At 68.5% G+C, this 14,761-nt stretch carries 16 protein-coding genes; 8 read left to right on the forward strand and 8 right to left on the reverse strand.

Translation table 11 applies throughout. The features are described 5' to 3' along the window. Positions 1-157: 157 nt before the first annotated feature. Positions 158-337 carry a DUF6104 family protein gene (locus ACFY10_RS15530; protein WP_003992906.1) on the forward strand — a complete coding sequence of 60 codons (180 nt, stop codon included), beginning with the start codon at positions 158-160 and terminating at the stop codon, positions 335-337. Between the two features lie 24 nt (positions 338-361). On the opposite strand, the gene ACFY10_RS15535 is transcribed toward ACFY10_RS15530, so the two are convergent. After that, the gene (locus ACFY10_RS15535; protein ID WP_390665640.1) at positions 362-1,171 is read right to left on the reverse strand and encodes a hypothetical protein; all 810 of its coding nucleotides are present in this window, start codon (positions 1,169-1,171) and stop codon (positions 362-364) included. Between the two features lie 146 nt (positions 1,172-1,317). On the opposite strand from ACFY10_RS15535, the gene ACFY10_RS15540 reads away from it, so the two are divergent. Next, positions 1,318-2,334, forward strand: a complete 1,017-nt coding sequence (locus ACFY10_RS15540) for a DUF4097 domain-containing protein (protein ID WP_390665641.1) — start codon at positions 1,318-1,320, stop codon at positions 2,332-2,334. A gap of 1 nt (position 2,335) precedes the next feature. Then, the gene (locus ACFY10_RS15545) at positions 2,336-3,394 is read left to right on the forward strand and encodes a helix-turn-helix transcriptional regulator (protein ID WP_390665642.1); all 1,059 of its coding nucleotides are present in this window, start codon (positions 2,336-2,338) and stop codon (positions 3,392-3,394) included. 53 nt (positions 3,395-3,447) lie between these two features. Here ACFY10_RS15545 and ACFY10_RS15550 read toward each other — a convergent pair whose 3' ends face one another. Both ACFY10_RS15550 and ACFY10_RS15555 read right to left on the reverse strand, forming a co-directional pair. Next, positions 3,448-4,413 carry a zinc-binding dehydrogenase gene (locus ACFY10_RS15550; protein ID WP_390665643.1) on the reverse strand — a complete coding sequence of 322 codons (966 nt, stop codon included), beginning with the start codon at positions 4,411-4,413 and terminating at the stop codon, positions 3,448-3,450. A gap of 225 nt (positions 4,414-4,638) precedes the next feature. After that, positions 4,639-5,862, reverse strand: coding sequence for an NADP-dependent malic enzyme (locus ACFY10_RS15555; protein ID WP_390665644.1), 1,224 nt, complete (start codon positions 5,860-5,862; stop codon positions 4,639-4,641). A gap of 582 nt (positions 5,863-6,444) precedes the next feature. Here ACFY10_RS15555 and ACFY10_RS15560 point away from each other — a divergent pair. Genes ACFY10_RS15560 through ACFY10_RS15570 form a run of 3 tightly spaced genes read left to right on the forward strand, consistent with a single transcriptional unit; the run spans position 6,445 to position 9,131 of the window. Continuing rightward, on the forward strand, positions 6,445-7,407 hold the full coding sequence (locus ACFY10_RS15560; RefSeq protein ID WP_390665645.1) for an ABC transporter substrate-binding protein: 963 nt from the start codon (positions 6,445-6,447) through the stop codon (positions 7,405-7,407). Between the two features lie 29 nt (positions 7,408-7,436). After that, on the forward strand, positions 7,437-8,366 hold the full coding sequence (locus ACFY10_RS15565; protein WP_390665646.1) for an amino acid ABC transporter permease: 930 nt from the start codon (positions 7,437-7,439) through the stop codon (positions 8,364-8,366). A gap of 12 nt (positions 8,367-8,378) precedes the next feature. After that, a complete protein-coding gene (locus tag ACFY10_RS15570; RefSeq protein WP_390665647.1) occupies positions 8,379-9,131 on the forward strand; it encodes an amino acid ABC transporter ATP-binding protein in 753 nt (250 codons plus the stop codon). Between the two features lie 711 nt (positions 9,132-9,842). Here the strand turns inward: ACFY10_RS15570 and ACFY10_RS15575 are convergent. Next, positions 9,843-10,616, reverse strand: a complete 774-nt coding sequence (locus ACFY10_RS15575; RefSeq protein ID WP_390665648.1) for a class I SAM-dependent methyltransferase — start codon at positions 10,614-10,616, stop codon at positions 9,843-9,845. Between the two features lie 99 nt (positions 10,617-10,715). On the opposite strand from ACFY10_RS15575, the gene ACFY10_RS15580 reads away from it, so the two are divergent. Then, on the forward strand, positions 10,716-11,345 hold the full coding sequence (locus tag ACFY10_RS15580; protein ID WP_390665649.1) for a CGNR zinc finger domain-containing protein: 630 nt from the start codon (positions 10,716-10,718) through the stop codon (positions 11,343-11,345). Here ACFY10_RS15580 and sodX read toward each other — a convergent pair. Beyond that, positions 11,249-11,683, reverse strand: a complete 435-nt coding sequence (gene sodX, locus ACFY10_RS15585) for a nickel-type superoxide dismutase maturation protease (protein WP_390666171.1) — start codon at positions 11,681-11,683, stop codon at positions 11,249-11,251. The two genes, ACFY10_RS15580 and sodX, sit on opposite strands and share 97 nt — an antisense overlap. A 145-nt stretch (positions 11,684-11,828) precedes the next feature. Between sodX and sodN the strand changes: the two genes are divergently transcribed. Then, complete coding sequence (gene sodN, locus ACFY10_RS15590) at positions 11,829-12,224, forward strand: superoxide dismutase, Ni (protein WP_020123534.1); 396 nt, start codon at positions 11,829-11,831, stop codon at positions 12,222-12,224. A gap of 171 nt (positions 12,225-12,395) precedes the next feature. Here the strand turns inward: sodN and ppk2 are convergent, their stop codons facing one another. From ppk2 to ACFY10_RS15605, 3 genes are read right to left on the reverse strand one after another with little or no spacing between them, the layout of a single operon-like run. Next, entirely contained in the window at positions 12,396-13,298 is a 903-nt protein-coding gene (gene ppk2, locus ACFY10_RS15595; RefSeq protein ID WP_390665650.1) for a polyphosphate kinase 2, read from the reverse strand. 39 nt (positions 13,299-13,337) lie between these two features. After that, entirely contained in the window at positions 13,338-13,571 is a 234-nt protein-coding gene (locus ACFY10_RS15600) for a hypothetical protein (RefSeq protein ID WP_390665651.1), read from the reverse strand. A gap of 19 nt (positions 13,572-13,590) precedes the next feature. Continuing rightward, positions 13,591-14,745 carry an anion permease gene (locus tag ACFY10_RS15605; protein WP_390665652.1) on the reverse strand — a complete coding sequence of 385 codons (1,155 nt, stop codon included), beginning with the start codon at positions 14,743-14,745 and terminating at the stop codon, positions 13,591-13,593. Positions 14,746-14,761: the final 16 nt, after the last annotated feature.

The following is a 14,761-nucleotide window of genomic DNA, read 5'->3' on the forward strand; positions in this document are numbered from 1 at the left end:
GGGGGGGGGGGGTGCGGCGCCGCGCCCCGCGCGGGTGGTGTTGTTGTTGTTGGTTTGTTTTTTGGGGGGTTACGGGTGGGGGGGGGGGGGGGCGGGGGGGCCCCCCCCCCGGGGGGGGGGGCGCCCCGGCCGTTTGCGCGCACTTATCCTTGAGGGCATGTACTTCACCGATCGAGGCATCGAAGAACTCGAGAAGCGGCGCGGCGAGGAAGAGGTCACCTTCGAGTGGCTTGCCGAGCAGCTGCGCACGTTCGTCGACCTCAACCCGGACTTCGAGGTTCCGGTGGAGCGGCTCGCGACATGGCTGGCGCGGCTGGACGACGAGGACGACGAGTAGCACTCCGGCTGCCGGGCGCGGCCCTCAGTCCCACGGCCACATCAGTTCGTACGCCAGTCCCAGCGCCCCGTGCGCCAGCAGCAGCACCCCGGCCGCGGTCCAGCCGCCGCTGCGGCGCCACAGACCCCATGCCGTGAGCGGGAGCCCGGCCGCCACCTGGGCCAGGGCCAGAGCGGGCGCCCGTGACGTTCCTGACCGGGGCAGCCACGGGCCGAGGCGGCTGCTCTCGGCGGCGGCGAGTTCCGCCCGTACCGCCTCGCGCCAACCCGGCCACTCGACCGGGCGGGCGTCCGGCAGGGCGTGCGCGGCCTCATGGAGGCGGTCGGCGGGATCGCCCGGGGTGACGCCGTCGGGGAGGGACACTCCCGCGCGCGTGAGGACGGCGATCAGGGCGCGCAGGCGGGCGCGGGCATCGGCCTCGGGGTCGGGTTTCGTGAGGCGGTCCAGGGCCTGTACGTCGAGGACCGGGTCCAGGCCCAGGCGGGCCGCGAACGTGCGCACCGCCTCGTCCTCCGCGGCCGGGGTGCCGTTCGCGAGCCAGACGTAGCCGACGGGTCGACGGAAGCCCGACGCAAGGGTGAAGCCGGCGCGGTCGGCGTCCCACCACAGGGCGAGTACGGGCCAGGGGGCGCCGACGGCGAGAGCGGCGGCCCAGCCGGTCAGGACGCGGTCGACGGGTTCGCCGCCCTGAAGCCAGGGCCCGCCCTCGGGGAGGAGCAGGCTCCAGGCGTCGCCGGCCGGGGTGAGCAGCATGCGGTCGCGCAGCAGACGGGCGGCGGGGGCGACGGACTCGGGCTGCGCCCGGCACAGGAGCAGGGCACCGACGTTCGACATGACCACACGCTAGGGCGGTTCGACCGCTTTGGTCATTTCTGAGGCCTTGGAGATCACAGAACGAGTGTCTTGACTTTCCCCGTCCGCGATATATCGTGAATTGGAGAGAACGCGATATGGCGCGTTGTGACGGGGAGGTCTGCACCATGTCCGAGTGGTCTGTCGCTGAGCCGCGGAAGCTCACCTTCGACAATCCCGTGCGCGAGCTCCACGTACGCATCGTCAACGGAACGGTGAACGTGGTGGGCACGGACGAAGGTTCCGCCCGACTGGAGGTCTCCGCGATCGAGGGACCACCTCTGCTGGTGAGCCAGCAGGGCGGCACACTCACGGTTGCGTACGACGACCTGCCGTGGAAGGGCTTCCTCAAGTGGCTCGACCGCAAGGGGTGGCGGCGCAGTGCCGTCGTCTCCCTCGCCGTCCCGGCCGACACGCGCGTGGAGGTCGGCGTGGTCGGCGCCGCGGCCGTGGTCTCCGGAATCGACGGGCGTACGGAGGTGAAGGGGGTCACCGGGGATACGACCCTGGTGGGGCTGACGGGCCCGGTGCGCGCCGACACCGTCTCGGGGAACCTGGAGGCGCAGGCCCTGCGCGGCGACCTCCGTTTCAACTCCGTCTCCGGGGATCTGACGGTGGTCGAGGCGGGCTCCTCGGTCAAGGCGGACTCGGTGAGCGGCTCGATGATCGTCGACCTCGATCCGGCGAGCCGCCCGACCGACATCGTCCTGGCGAACGTCTCCGGCGAGATCGCCATCCGGCTGCCTCACCCGGCGGATGCGGAGGTGGAGGCGAACACCGCGAGCGGGACGGTCTCCAACGCCTTCGAGGATCTGCGGGTCAGCGGCCAGTGGGGCGCCAAGAGGATCACCGGCCGGCTCGGCTCGGGCAGCGGAAGCCTCAAGGCGACGACGGTCTCGGGCTCGATAGCCCTGCTGCGACGGCCCCCGGTGGAGGAGGAGCCGTGGGACGTGGAGCCGGAGGACATCGGCCCCGTGGTCGAGGACGCGGCTCCGGCGGGTTCGGAGACGGCCGCGGAGGCCGACCCGGCGAGCACCCCGGCGGACGGACCGCACAACGGCTCGGGGGACAATTCCGTTTCCGGCCAGGACGACGACTCGACCGACGACCCGGCCGACGGCACGACCGACAAGAAGGTGCTCTGACATGCCTCCCGTCTTCGCCCACGGCCGCCTCCGCCTCTACCTGCTGAAGCTGCTGGACGAGGCTCCGCGCCACGGCTACGAGGTGATCCGCCTCCTCGAGGAGCGGTTCCAGGGGCTGTACGCACCTTCGGCGGGCACCGTCTACCCCCGCCTGGCCAAGCTCGAGGCCGAGGGCCTGGTCACCCACACCACCGAGGGCGGCCGCAAGGTGTACGCCATCACGGACACGGGCCGCGCCGAACTGGCCGACCGCAGCGGCGAGCTGGCCGACCTGGAGCTGGAGATCCGGGAGTCGGTCGCGGAACTCGCCGCCGAGATCCGGGCCGATGTGCGCGGCGCCGCGGGCGATCTGCGGCGCGAGATGCGCGCCGCGGCCACGGAGGCCCGTCGGGGTACCGGCGGCAAGGGGCGCGGCGAACAGGAAGGCTCCCTGGGGGACTTCGGGGAGTACGCCGACAAGGAGTCCTGGCGCGCCGCGAAGGAGGAGATGCGGCGCGTCAAGCAGGAGTGGAAGGAGCAGGCCCGGCGCGCCAAGGACGAGAGCCGCAGGGCCCGCGACGAGGCCCAGCGGGCCCGGCGCCAGGCCAAGGAGGCGCAGGAGCGGGCCCGGGCCCAGGCGCAGGAGGAGCTGCAGCGCATCGCCAGGCACGTTCAGGAGCAGGTGCAGGACCACTTCGCGCGGGGCGACTGGCCGACGGGGGTGCGGGAGGGCCTGACCGAACTGGCCAAGGAGTTCGGGGACTTCGGGAAGGACTTCGGCAAGGGGTTCGGGAAGGACTTCGGGTTCGGACGGGGCGGCACCGACACCTCGGCACCGCAGCCCGAGTACTCGCACACCAAGGAGGACTTCCCGGCGGAGTACGAACCGTCGTGGGCACACGAGGACACCACCGGAGACCCGTCCCGCGACCTCGACCGCCTGCTCGACCGCTTCCGGGACGACATCCGCGACGCGGCCCGGGACCACGGCGTCACGGACGAACAGCTCCGCGACGCCCGCCGCCATCTGTCGACGGCGGCGGCACACATCGGAGCGATACTGCGCACGCCGAGGGTGTGAGAGCCGACGGGCCGCTCGTCGAAGGGCAGGGCAGGGAAAAGAGAGGGAAACCCTCAGTCGTTGGTGAGCACGATCTTTCCGAACTGCTCCCCGGACGCCATCCGTTCGAAGCCTTCCCGCGCGCGGTCCATCGGCAGCACCTCGTCGATGACGGGGCGTACGCCGGTGGCGGCGCAGAAGGAGAGCAGGTCCTCCAGCTCGTCCTTGGTGCCCATCGTGGAGCCGACGACCTTGAGTTCGAGGAAGAAGATGCGGGTCAGTTCGGCATGCGAGGGCCGGTCACCGCTCGTCGCACCCGAGATGACGAGCGTGCCGCCGGGGCGCAGGGACTTGATCGAGTGCGACCACGTCGCCGCCCCGACAGTCTCGATGACGGCGTCGACACGCTGCGGCAGCCGCGCCCCGGACTCCAGCGCCTCTACGGCACCCAGTTCCACGGCCCGCTTCCGCTTGGCCTCGTCCCGGCTGGTGGCGAAGACCCGCAGCCCCGCCGCCTTCCCGAGAACGATCGCGGCCGTCGCGACACCGCCGCCGGCGCCCTGCACGAGAACCGAGTCGCCGGGACGTACGCCCGAGTTGGTGAAGAGCATGCGGTACGCCGTCAGCCAGGCGGTCGGCAGACAGGCGGCCTCCGCGAAGGAGAGCTCCTTGGGCTTGGGCAGGATGTTCCAGGTCGGGACGGCGACCTGCTCGGCGAAGGTGCCCTGGTAGTGCTCGGTGAGGATGGACCGGGGTTCCTTGGGGCCGACGCCGTGACCGCTCTGGCCGATCACGGAGTGCAGGACGACCTCGTTGCCGTCCTCGTCGACCCCGGCGGCGTCGCAGCCGAGGATCATCGGCAGTTTGTCCTCGGACAGGCCCACGCCCTTGAGGGACCAGAGGTCGTGGTGGTTGAGGGAAGCGGCCTTGACGTCGACGACACTCCAGCCGGGCCGGGTCTCGGGGGCCGGACGCTCCCCCAGTTCAAGGCCGTTGAGCGGCTGGTCGCGGTCGATTCGGGCGGCGTAGACGGCGAACATGAAGTTGACCATAGGCGTCCCCCTGGCCCGACGGAACCATAAGGCCCTGTGACACACACCCTCTTGCCTCTCAGCCCGTCCGGCGTTTGAGGACGAGGCCTTTCGGGCCGAACGGGGCTCTGGGGCACAGCCCCCAGAGCCGGCAACCCCCACCCACCCGCAGGGCGGATGGGCAAAGAAATGGCCCCGCCCAAAAACGGACGGGGCCATTCAGCCGACAGCACGTCAGCGCCGAGCAACACCCTCAGCCCGAGCCGCAGCCGCCACAGCCGCCGTGACAGCCGGAGCAACCCGCTCATCGAACGGCGACGGGATGACGTAGTCCGCAGCGAGGTCGTCCCCGACGACCCCCGCCAGCGCCTCAGCCGCCGCGATCTTCATGCCCTCGGTGATCCGGGACGCCCGCACCTGCAGCGCGCCCGCGAAGATGCCCGGGAACGCCAGCACGTTGTTGATCTGGTTCGGGAAGTCCGACCGCCCGGTGGCCACGACCGCCGCGTACTTGTGCGCGACATCGGGGTGCACCTCGGGGTTCGGGTTGGCCATGGCGAACACGAACGCGCCCTCGGCCATCGAGGCGACGGCCTCCTCGGCGACCGTACCGCCGGAGACGCCGATGAAGACGTCCGCACCCTCCAGAGCCGCCTCGAGCGACCCGGTGATGCCGGCCTTGTTCGTGAACCCGGCGAGCTCCCGCTTGACGGACGTCAGGTCGTCCCGGTCGGCCGACACAACACCCTTGCGGTCGGCCACCGCGACATCGCCGATACCGGCCTCGACCAGCATCTTGGCGATGGCGACACCGGCCGCGCCCGCACCGGAGATGACGGCCCGCAGATCCCCGATGGCCCGCCCGCTCAGCCGCGCAGCGTTCCGCAGGGCCGCCAGCGTCACGACCGCCGTACCGTGCTGGTCGTCGTGGAAGACCGGGATGTCCAGCCGCTCCTGCAGCTTCCGCTCGATCTCGAAGCACCGCGGTGCCGAGATGTCCTCGAGGTTGACACCGCCGAACGAGGGCGCGAGCCGCACCACGGTCTCGACGATCTCGTCGACACCCGTGCAGTCGAGCGCGATCGGCACGGCGTCGACGCCGCCGAACTGCTTGAACAGAATCGCCTTGCCTTCCATCACCGGAAGGGAGGCCTCGGGGCCGATGTCCCCGAGTCCGAGCACCGCCGTGCCGTCCGTCACGACGGCGACGACCGACGACTTCCACGTGTAGTCGTGGACGAGCTCCGGCTGCTCGGCGATGGCGCTGCACACCTTCGCAACGCCGGGCGTGTACGCCAGGGACAGGTCGTCCTTGTCACGGACCGGCACGGTGGCCTGCACAGCCATCTTGCCGCCGCGGTGCAGCGCGAACGCCGGATCGAAGGAATCGAGGGGCTCCGCCCCGCCGTCCTGATCCGTACTGCTGTCGCTGCGAGGATTGACGATCTCCGCTGCCACTTTGTTTTACCCCTTAAGTCTTCATTGGTTGAGGGTGGCCACTCCTGGTGAGGGGTGGGCGGGCACCGCGTCAGTCCCGGTCGGTGTTGCGTACGGGTCCTGCGCGACGGGCGCGCCGCACACGCGCCCTGAGCCCCGGATGAGGGGTGTAAAGAACCTTCTTACCGGACGCACCGGGCCGAGGACGAGTCCAATAAGTGCAAGGTCACATCGCGGAACCCGAAGGTCACATCTCGGCCACAAGGATCGTCCCGAAATATAGGGACACGTCCTCGACGAATCCTCGACAAACCCTTGACCGGCAGCCGAACAGTGATCAACACCTCGGAGCGCAGGTCCGCATCCCGAGATACGTCGAAGATCTTCCGGCCGGAAGGCCGGATTCCCGCAGATGGTCCGGTCATGTTGTACCGACCTGGTGCGGTTCGGGGGTCACCCGTTATCCGATTTTGACATGACGGGTCCCCTGAACGGACGAGTCCGAATGGCAGGATGCGGTGAACACACGAGGTCGCGACCACTCGAAGGTGTGTGTTCTCGTCGACCGATCGGCAACTCCACCCATCCGCCGGAGGAACCCAAATGACCGCAAGCTCCACCCGTCGTACGACCGCCGCACGCACCCGTCTGGCAGCGGTCGGTGCGATCGCGGTCGCAGGCGCCCTGATACTCACCGGCTGCGGTGACCAGACGGACAAGGGCAGCAGCGACAGCAGCAGCGCGGGCACGTCCTCGGCCCCCCTCGCCTCCAAGCTTCCTGCCGACATCCGCAAGGCGGGCGTCATCAAGGTGGGCTCCGACATCGCCTACCCGCCGGTCGAGTTCATGCAGAACGACAAGGCCGTCGGCATCGACCCGGACATAGCGGACGCCCTGGGCAAGCAGCTCGGGGTGAAGTTCGAGTTCCAGAACGGCAAGTTCGACAACCTGATCGTGGGTCTGCAGGCCAAGCGCTTCCAGGTGCTCATGTCGGCGATGAGCGACACGAAGGACCGCCAGAACGGCATCAACTCCGACAACGGCCAGAAGGTCGGCAACGGTGTCGACTTCGTCGACTACTTCACGGCCGGTACGTCGATCCTGGTCCAGAAGGGCAACCCGAAGGGCATCAAGTCGCTCGACGACCTGTGCGGCAAGGTCGTGGCCCTGCAGAAGGGCACCACGTCCGAGGGCATCGCCAAGACGCAGAGCAAGAAGTGTACGAAGGACGGCAAGAAGGCCATCAACCTGCAGACCTTCGACACCGACCCCGAGGCGCTGCTCCGTCTGAAGCAGGGCGCGTCCGTCGCCGACCTGAACGACTTCCCGGTGGCGGCGTACAACGCGAAGACCTCCGGTGGCGGCAAGGACTTCGAGGTCACCGGCGCACAAATCGAGGCGGGTCCGTACGGCATCGCCGTCGGCAAGGAGAACACCCAGCTGCGCGACGCCCTCGAGGCCGCGATGAGCGCGATCATCAAGAACGGCGACTACACCAAGATCATGCAGAAGTGGAATGTCACGGACGGCGCGGTGACCGAAGCGAAGATCAACGGCGGTTCCTGAGCCGAGCGCAGGATTGAAAGGCAGTCACCGTGACTGACACTGTCGACAAGGCTCCGGCGCCGTCTGTGCCGCCGGAGCAGATAAAGGCCATCCCGGTGCGCCACTACGGCCGCTGGGTGGCCGGCGCCGTGGTCGTCGCCCTTCTGGTGCTGATCGGGATCGCCTTCTCCAACGCGAAGATCAACTACAGCGTCATCCCGGACTACCTGTTCGACGCGGGCATCGTGAAGGGTGCCTGGACGACGCTGTACATCTCCGTGCTGGCCATGGTGCTGGGTGTCTCCCTCGGCATCGTCCTCGCCGTGATGCGGCTGTCGTCGAACCCGGTCACCAGCACCGTGTCCTGGTTCTACATCTGGTTCTTCCGGGGCACGCCGGTCCTGGTCCAGCTGCTGCTCTGGTACAACATCTCGCTCGTCTTCCCCATCCTGAACCTGGGGTTCTACAAGGACGAGATGAACCAGGTGATGACGCCGGTCCTGACGGCCCTGCTGGGGCTCGGCCTGAACGAGGCCGCGTACATGTCGGAGATCGTCCGGGCCGGCATCCAGTCGGTCGACGAGGGCCAGACGGAGGCGTCGCACGCCCTGGGCATGACCCACGGCCAGACACTGCGGCGCGTGATCCTCCCGCAGGCGATGCGGGTCATCGTCCCGCCGACCGGCAACGAGTTCATCAACATGCTGAAGACCTCGGCGCTGGCCTACTCGGTCCAGCTGCCCGAGCTGATCAAGAAGGCACAGGACATCTCCAGCACCTCGCTGGCGGTCGTCGAGATGTACTTCGTGGCATGCATCTGGTACCTGTTCCTGACCACGATCTTCAGCATCGGCCAGTACTACATCGAACGCCGTTACGCCCGCGGTTCGTCGCGCAACCTGCCGGCGACGCCGTTGCAGAAGGTCAGAGCCAACGTGACCAAGATGAACTTGTTCTCCCTCTCCAACTGGCGGCGATAACCCATGACCCCAATGGTGAAAGCCGAGGGCGTACACAAGTCCTTCGGTCTCGCCCATATCCTCAAGGGCATCGACCTGGAGGTGAACCCGCGCGAGGTGTTCTGCCTGATCGGCCCGTCCGGCTCCGGCAAGTCCACGTTCCTGCGGTGCATCAACCACCTGGAGAAGATCAGCGCCGGCCGGCTGTACGTCGACAACACCCTGGTCGGCTACCGGCAGAGCGGCGACAAGCTCTACGAGCTGAAGGAGAAGGAGGTCGCGGCGCAACGGCGGGACATCGGCATGGTGTTCCAGCGCTTCAACCTCTTCCCGCACATGACGGCGCTGGAGAACGTCATGGAGGCACCGGTTCAGGTCAAGCGCGAGTCCAAGGCGGTGGCCCGCGAGCGCGCGCAGCGCCTGCTCGACCGCGTCGGCCTCGGCGACAAGACCGGCCACTACCCGTCCCAGCTCTCCGGCGGTCAGCAGCAGCGCGTCGCCATCGCCCGTGCGCTGGCGATGGAGCCCAAGCTGATGCTCTTCGACGAGCCGACCTCGGCCCTCGACCCGGAGCTGGTCGGCGAGGTCCTCGACGTGATGCGGGACCTCGCGGAGGACGGCATGACGATGATCGTCGTGACGCACGAGATGGGCTTCGCCCGCGAGGTCGGCGACTCGCTCGTCTTCATGGACGACGGAGTGGTGGTCGAGTCCGGCCACCCTCGCGAGGTCCTGACGAACCCTCGACACGAACGCACGAAGTCGTTCCTGTCGAAGGTGCTGTAGCCCACCAAGGGGAAGGGGCGGTACGGATCCAGGATCCGTACCGCCCCTTATTCGTAAACAGCGAACCTCGAAGGCTCAGGGGAGCCTCAGCCAGGGGCTTCGGTAAGGCAGTGTCCCTTCGCCCGTGGCCCACTGGATCGACGTATACGTCGCGTAGGCTTCGCCGTCATGGTGCGACGTGACCTTGAAGTCAGGCGCTGTGAACTGCTTCATCCGCGTCGTTCCTCGCGGACACGTGTGAACCTTCTTGGACATCACCCTCGAGCCACCGGTCCTGAGGACATAAACGTGAATCTTGCAGGCCGGGTGCCCCTGGCGAAGGGTGATGTACGCGCTGGGCCGACCGATCGTGCGCCGGGGCGACTTGAGGCACGTCTTGATGTCCACGTACTGCCCACGAGGGCCTGCGCTGCCGTCGACATACGTAGAGCAGCCTCCCCCGCTGGCTGCCGATGCGCTCGGAGCCCCGAGAAAGACAGTGGAAATGACTCCGGCAGCACACGCCAGCCGGACCCCGATTTGAATGAAGCGATTCAACTTGAATCCGTTCTACTCTCCGCTCTCGCGGCCGAGTTGTGTTGGTCGCATTGATCATCTCATGCGACCAAACGCATGCCACGACGGACTCCAGAGGGAGTTGAGGGGGCGGAACGTCCCGACCCACCCTTGACCTCGGCAACGCCAAGAATTCGGGCGTTCCTCGCGTCAGCGCTACTTCAGGCCGAGCAACAACGTGTCCGCCGGCGAACACCACACCGCCCGAGCCTCCCCGAACCCCTTCTCCCGCAGCACCCGCGCGTGCCACTGCACCGACGGCATGTCCCCGTCCGCGTGCTCGCCGTAGATCTCGAAGCGACGGGCCGTGGGGCCGGCGAGGACCGGGTCCTTGGCGGCGAGTTGCCACCACTCCGCCCAGTCCAGGGCTCCGCCCCGCATGGCCTGATCCATGCGGGCGTGCCGCTGTGCGCGCTCCGCCGCGTTGATCCGGGGTGTGGTCTCGTCGATCATGTGGTCGGCGTTCATGAAGACGCCGCCGTCGCGGACGAGTTCCGCGACCTGACCGTAAAGGACCGCGAGGGGCTCGCTGTGCAGCCAATGGAGGGCCGTGGCGGTGAGAACCGCGTCGTACGTCTCGTACGGCAGCCGCGTCGGCCAGTCCGGGTCCTTGAGGTCGGCCTCGACGAAGGTGACCCGGCCGTCGCCCTCGAAGGTGCCGCGGGCGATGGCGAGCAGAGCGGGGTCGAGGTCGATCCCGGTGCTGGTGGCGTTCGGGAATCGGGCCAGCAGACGGCCTGTGATGCTGCCGGTGCCGCAGGCGAGGTCGAGGATGCGCGGCTCGGACCCGACGCAGGCCTCGACCATGTCGAGCATGATGCGGAACCGCTCCTCGCGGTCCGGCATGTACCACTCCTGTTGCCGGTCCCAGCTCTCCTGCCAGGCCTGCCAGTCTGTTCCCGTCGTACCGGTTCCGGTCGTGGCGGTCATGGAATCCCCTCTTCCCTCACCCGCGTAATACCCTGGAAGTACAGGCAGTCGTTACCTCTTCGCACCCACGACCATAGAGCGCCTTCGTAAGGACCACAAGTGGAACTGGCCTATTACTCGGACTACGCCGTACGACTCGTCAACAGCGAGGAACCGGCCCGGGGCAAGGACACCCTGACCTCGGTCGAGGCCGTCCGCGATCTGTTCGGCGGCAACGCGTCGGCGGCCCGCCGCGCCACCGACGCCGATGTCACCCGCTTCCGCTCGGTCAGGGCCCGGCTGCGCGCGGTCTTCGAGGCGGCCGACAAGGGCGACGAGACACTCGCGGTGGACCTGCTGAACTCACTCCTGCTGGAGTTCCCGGTCAGCCCGCAGATCTCGGGCCACGACATCCGCGACGACGACGGCCGCCCGCTGTGGCACATGCACCTGGCGGACCACCCGTCGAACGCGACCGCCGGCTATGCGGCCATCGCCGCGATGGGACTGGCCTTCCACCTCACGGAGTACGGCGTCGACCGGCTGGGCCTGTGCGAGGCGCCGCCATGCCGCAACGCCTACCTGGACACCTCGACGAACCGCTCCCGGCGCTACTGCTCCGACCGCTGCGCGACCCGCGCCAACGTGGCGGCCTACCGCGCCCGCAAGCGCCTGGAGGCCGACCGGTCCGACAGGACGGGCCTCGCGGCCGACAGCGCCCAGCGCGCGAGCGCGAACGGCGAGCGCTGATCCGCCTTCGGCGGCCGGTATCGAAAGCGCACCTTGCCGAGCACCAGCTCCTCCGGGACGGTCCCGTAGTCCGTGCTGTCGCCGCCCGCGTAGGCGTTGTCGCCGAGCACCCACCAGCCGCCCTCGCGGCGCTCGGCGGCCCGCTTGACGACCAGCAGGTCCTGCTGGAACGGATGCCGCAGGACGACCACGTCACCGGGCCTGATCCGGGCCCCGTACTGCACCACGAGCCGGTCCCCGTGGTGGAGCGTGGGCACCATGGACGGCCCGGTCACCTCTGCCGCCCCGAAGGGCAGCAGCGCCCGCCCGCGCTCGATCTCCTGCGACAGCTCCGGCATCCCCGGCACCTCCCCGGTCCGATCCTCCACCAGTCTCAGTCTGACCCCGGACTTTTGTCCTAAGCCCATGGGGGCACTCGCGAAATCCCCTCTCCCAGGGAGTAATGTCCCACCTGAGAAGACGATCACGAGGAAGGAATGCTCCATGCTTTCCCGCCTGTTTGCCCCCAAGGTCAAGGTCAGCGCACACTGCGACCTGCCCTGCGGTGTGTACGACCCGGCCCAGGCCCGCATCGAGGCGGAGTCGGTGAAGGCCGTACAGGAAAAGATGGCCGCCAACGACGACCCGCACTTCCAGGCGCGCGCCACCGTCATCAAGGAGCAGCGCGCCGAGCTCGCCAAGCACCACGTCTCGGTGCTCTGGAGCGACTACTTCAAGCCCCCGCACTTCGAGAAGTACCCGGAGCTGCACCAGCTGGTCAACGACGCCCTGAAGGCCCTCTCGGCCGCCAAGGCGTCCACCGACCCGGCCACGGGCCAGAAGGCTCTGGACTACATCGCCCAGATCGACAAGATCTTCTGGGAGACCAAGAAGGCCTGACGAACGACCCGTTCGCGGGGACCGGCGATCGGTGCACCATCGCAGGTCCACGGGCATTCTGAAGGGGTCCAGCCGAAAACCGGCTGGACCCCTTCGACGTATCTCCGGACCCCTGCGACGTACCTGCCGTACCTGACGTACCTACTGGCCGCCGTGACCGCCGTGTCCGCCCTATTGACCCCCGAACCCCTCGTGATCGTCCTCCCCCGCCTCCAACAACCCCGCCGCCGCACCCACGATCCGCGGATCAGGCCTGCCGACGACCTCCTCGTCCTTGTCGGTGTAGTCGAAGCGGGCGAGCACGCTGCGCATGGCCTCGACGCGGGCGCGTTTCTTGTCGTTGCTCTTGACCACCGTCCAGGGCGAGTGCTCCGTGTCCGTCTCGCGGAACATGGCGACCTTCGCGGCGGTGTAGTCGTCCCAGCGGTCGAGGGAGGCCAGGTCCATGGGGCTGAGCTTCCACTGCCGTACGGGGTCGACCTGACGGATGGTGAAGCGGGTGCGCTGTTCGCCCTGGGAGACCGAGAACCAGAACTTGATCAGGTCTACGCCGTCGTCCGCGAGCATCCGCTCGAACAGCGGCGCCTGGCGCATGAAGCGCCGGTACTCGTCGTCCGCGCAGAAGCCCATGACCCGCTCGACGCCCGCCCGGTTGTACCAGGAGCGGTCGAACAGCACTATCTCGCCCGCGGTCGGCAGGTGTTCGACGTAGCGCTGGAAGTACCACTGCCCGCGCTCGCGCTCGGTCGGCTTCTCCAGCGCCACCACCCGTGCGCCGCGCGGGTTGAGGTGCTCGGTGAACCGTTTGATGGTGCCGCCCTTGCCGGCCGCGTCCCGTCCCTCGAAGACGATGACGAGCCGGCGCCCGGTCTCCTTGATCCAGCTCTGCAGCTTCAGCAGTTCGATCTGCTGGAGCCGCTTGTGCCAGTCGTATTCCTTGCGCTCCATGCGGTGCCCGTACGGGTAGTTCTCCCGCCAGGTGTCGATCGGGCTGCCGTCCGGGCGGATGAGTACGGGGTCGTCGGGGTCGGTGTAGTCGACCTTCAGATCGGCCAGCAGGGGTGGCGTGGTCATCCCGATGTCCTTCCGATGCTCAGTGGAACTGCCCGCTGCTCAGTGGAACTGCGGCACGATCAGATAGATCCCGTACGCCACCACGGCCGCGCAGGCGAGGAAGCACAGGCCGGCCTGGGCGAGGCCGAGGGAGGAGGTCCCGCCGCCATCCTCGCGCGCCCCATCGAAGCGGGCGAGGCCGAGTACTCCGAGAGCGAAGACGACGACCACGGCGACGGTGACGCCGATGCTCACCGCGGTGACCTGGCCGAGTGCGTTCCAGTCGAGGTTCATGATGCGGACTCCCCGTGTTTCAGGCGGCCGTGCCGACGCGGGCCGGCGGCTCGGTGCGGACGGCGACCTCGTGGTGGTCGTTGACGTTGTTGGCGTGCACCGGGTTGCGGCGCGAGACGAGGACGATGCCGGCGGCCACGGCGGCACCGACCAGCGCGACGACGACCGTGCCGAAGTTGCCGCCGTGCTTGACCGCGGCCGCGGAGATGCCGCCGACCAGCGCGGCCGAGGGCAGCGTGATCAGCCAGGCGGCGACCATGCGGCCCGCGACGCCCCAGCGCACCTCCGCGAGGCGCCGGCCCAGGCCCGCGCCGAGGATGGAGCCGGAGGCGACCTGAGTGGTGGACAGGGCGAAGCCCAGGTGGGCCGAGGTCAGAATCACCGTCGTGGAGGCCGTCTCGGCGGCGAAGCCCTGCGGGGACTGGATCTCGGTCAGGCCCTTGCCCATGGTGCGGATGATCCGCCAGCCGCCGATGTAGGTGCCGAGGCCGATGGCGAGACCGGCCGAGGCGATCACCCAGACCGGCGGGCCGGCGTCGTGGCCGAGGGCGCCCGCCGAGATCAGGGTCAGCGTGATGATGCCCATGGTCTTCTGCGCGTCGTTGGTGCCGTGCGCGAGGGAGACGAGGGAGGCCGAGGCGATCTGGCCGAGCCGGAAGCCCTTGGTGACGGAGTCCTTGCGGCCGCGGGCGGTGAGCTTGTAGGCGAGGTAGGTGGCGATCAGGGCCGCGACACCGGCCACGACCGGCGAGGCCACCGCCGGGATCAGCACCTTCTCGACAACCTTGTCGAAGTGGACGCCGTTGGAGCCCGCACCGACCCAGACGGCGCCGATCAGGCCGCCGAACAGAGCGTGCGACGAACTCGACGGCAGTCCGACCAGCCAGGTCAGCAGGTTCCACAGGATCGCCCCGACCAGCCCCGCGAAGATCATTCCCGGGCTGACAAGGGTGTCGTCAACGATGCCGCCGGAGATCGTCTTGGCGACCTCGGTGGACAGGAAGGCACCGACGATATTGAGGACTCCGCTCACAAGCACCGCTGTTCTCGGCTTGAGTGCGCCGGTGGCGATGGATGTGGCCATCGCGTTGGCGGTGTCGTGGAATCCGTTGGTGAAGTCGAATGCCAGGGCCGTGACGATGACGACCGCCACGAGGAACGTGATGTGGTCCATTCCCATATGGGAACAA

This window comes from Streptomyces sp. NPDC001401 (assembly GCF_042895385.1).
GTDB lineage: Bacteria > Actinomycetota > Actinomycetes > Streptomycetales > Streptomycetaceae > Streptomyces.

Coding starts and splice junctions, on each gene's coding strand:
- ACFY10_RS15530 (WP_003992906.1), top strand. CDS start 158: ATGTACTTCACCGATCGAGGCATCGAAGAACTCGAGAAGCGGCGCGGC.
- ACFY10_RS15535 (WP_390665640.1), bottom strand. CDS start 1,171: ATGTCGAACGTCGGTGCCCTGCTCCTGTGCCGGGCGCAGCCCGAGTCC.
- ACFY10_RS15540 (WP_390665641.1), top strand. CDS start 1,318: ATGTCCGAGTGGTCTGTCGCTGAGCCGCGGAAGCTCACCTTCGACAAT.
- ACFY10_RS15545 (WP_390665642.1), top strand. CDS start 2,336: ATGCCTCCCGTCTTCGCCCACGGCCGCCTCCGCCTCTACCTGCTGAAG.
- ACFY10_RS15550 (WP_390665643.1), bottom strand. CDS start 4,413: ATGTTCGCCGTCTACGCCGCCCGAATCGACCGCGACCAGCCGCTCAAC.
- ACFY10_RS15560 (WP_390665645.1), top strand. CDS start 6,445: ATGACCGCAAGCTCCACCCGTCGTACGACCGCCGCACGCACCCGTCTG.
- ACFY10_RS15570 (WP_390665647.1), top strand. CDS start 8,379: ATGGTGAAAGCCGAGGGCGTACACAAGTCCTTCGGTCTCGCCCATATC.
- ACFY10_RS15575 (WP_390665648.1), bottom strand. CDS start 10,616: ATGACCGCCACGACCGGAACCGGTACGACGGGAACAGACTGGCAGGCC.
- sodX (WP_390666171.1), bottom strand. CDS start 11,683: ATGCCGGAGCTGTCGCAGGAGATCGAGCGCGGGCGGGCGCTGCTGCCC.
- sodN (WP_020123534.1), top strand. CDS start 11,829: ATGCTTTCCCGCCTGTTTGCCCCCAAGGTCAAGGTCAGCGCACACTGC.
- ppk2 (WP_390665650.1), bottom strand. CDS start 13,298: ATGACCACGCCACCCCTGCTGGCCGATCTGAAGGTCGACTACACCGAC.
- ACFY10_RS15600 (WP_390665651.1), bottom strand. CDS start 13,571: ATGAACCTCGACTGGAACGCACTCGGCCAGGTCACCGCGGTGAGCATC.
- ACFY10_RS15605 (WP_390665652.1), bottom strand. CDS start 14,745: ATGGACCACATCACGTTCCTCGTGGCGGTCGTCATCGTCACGGCCCTG.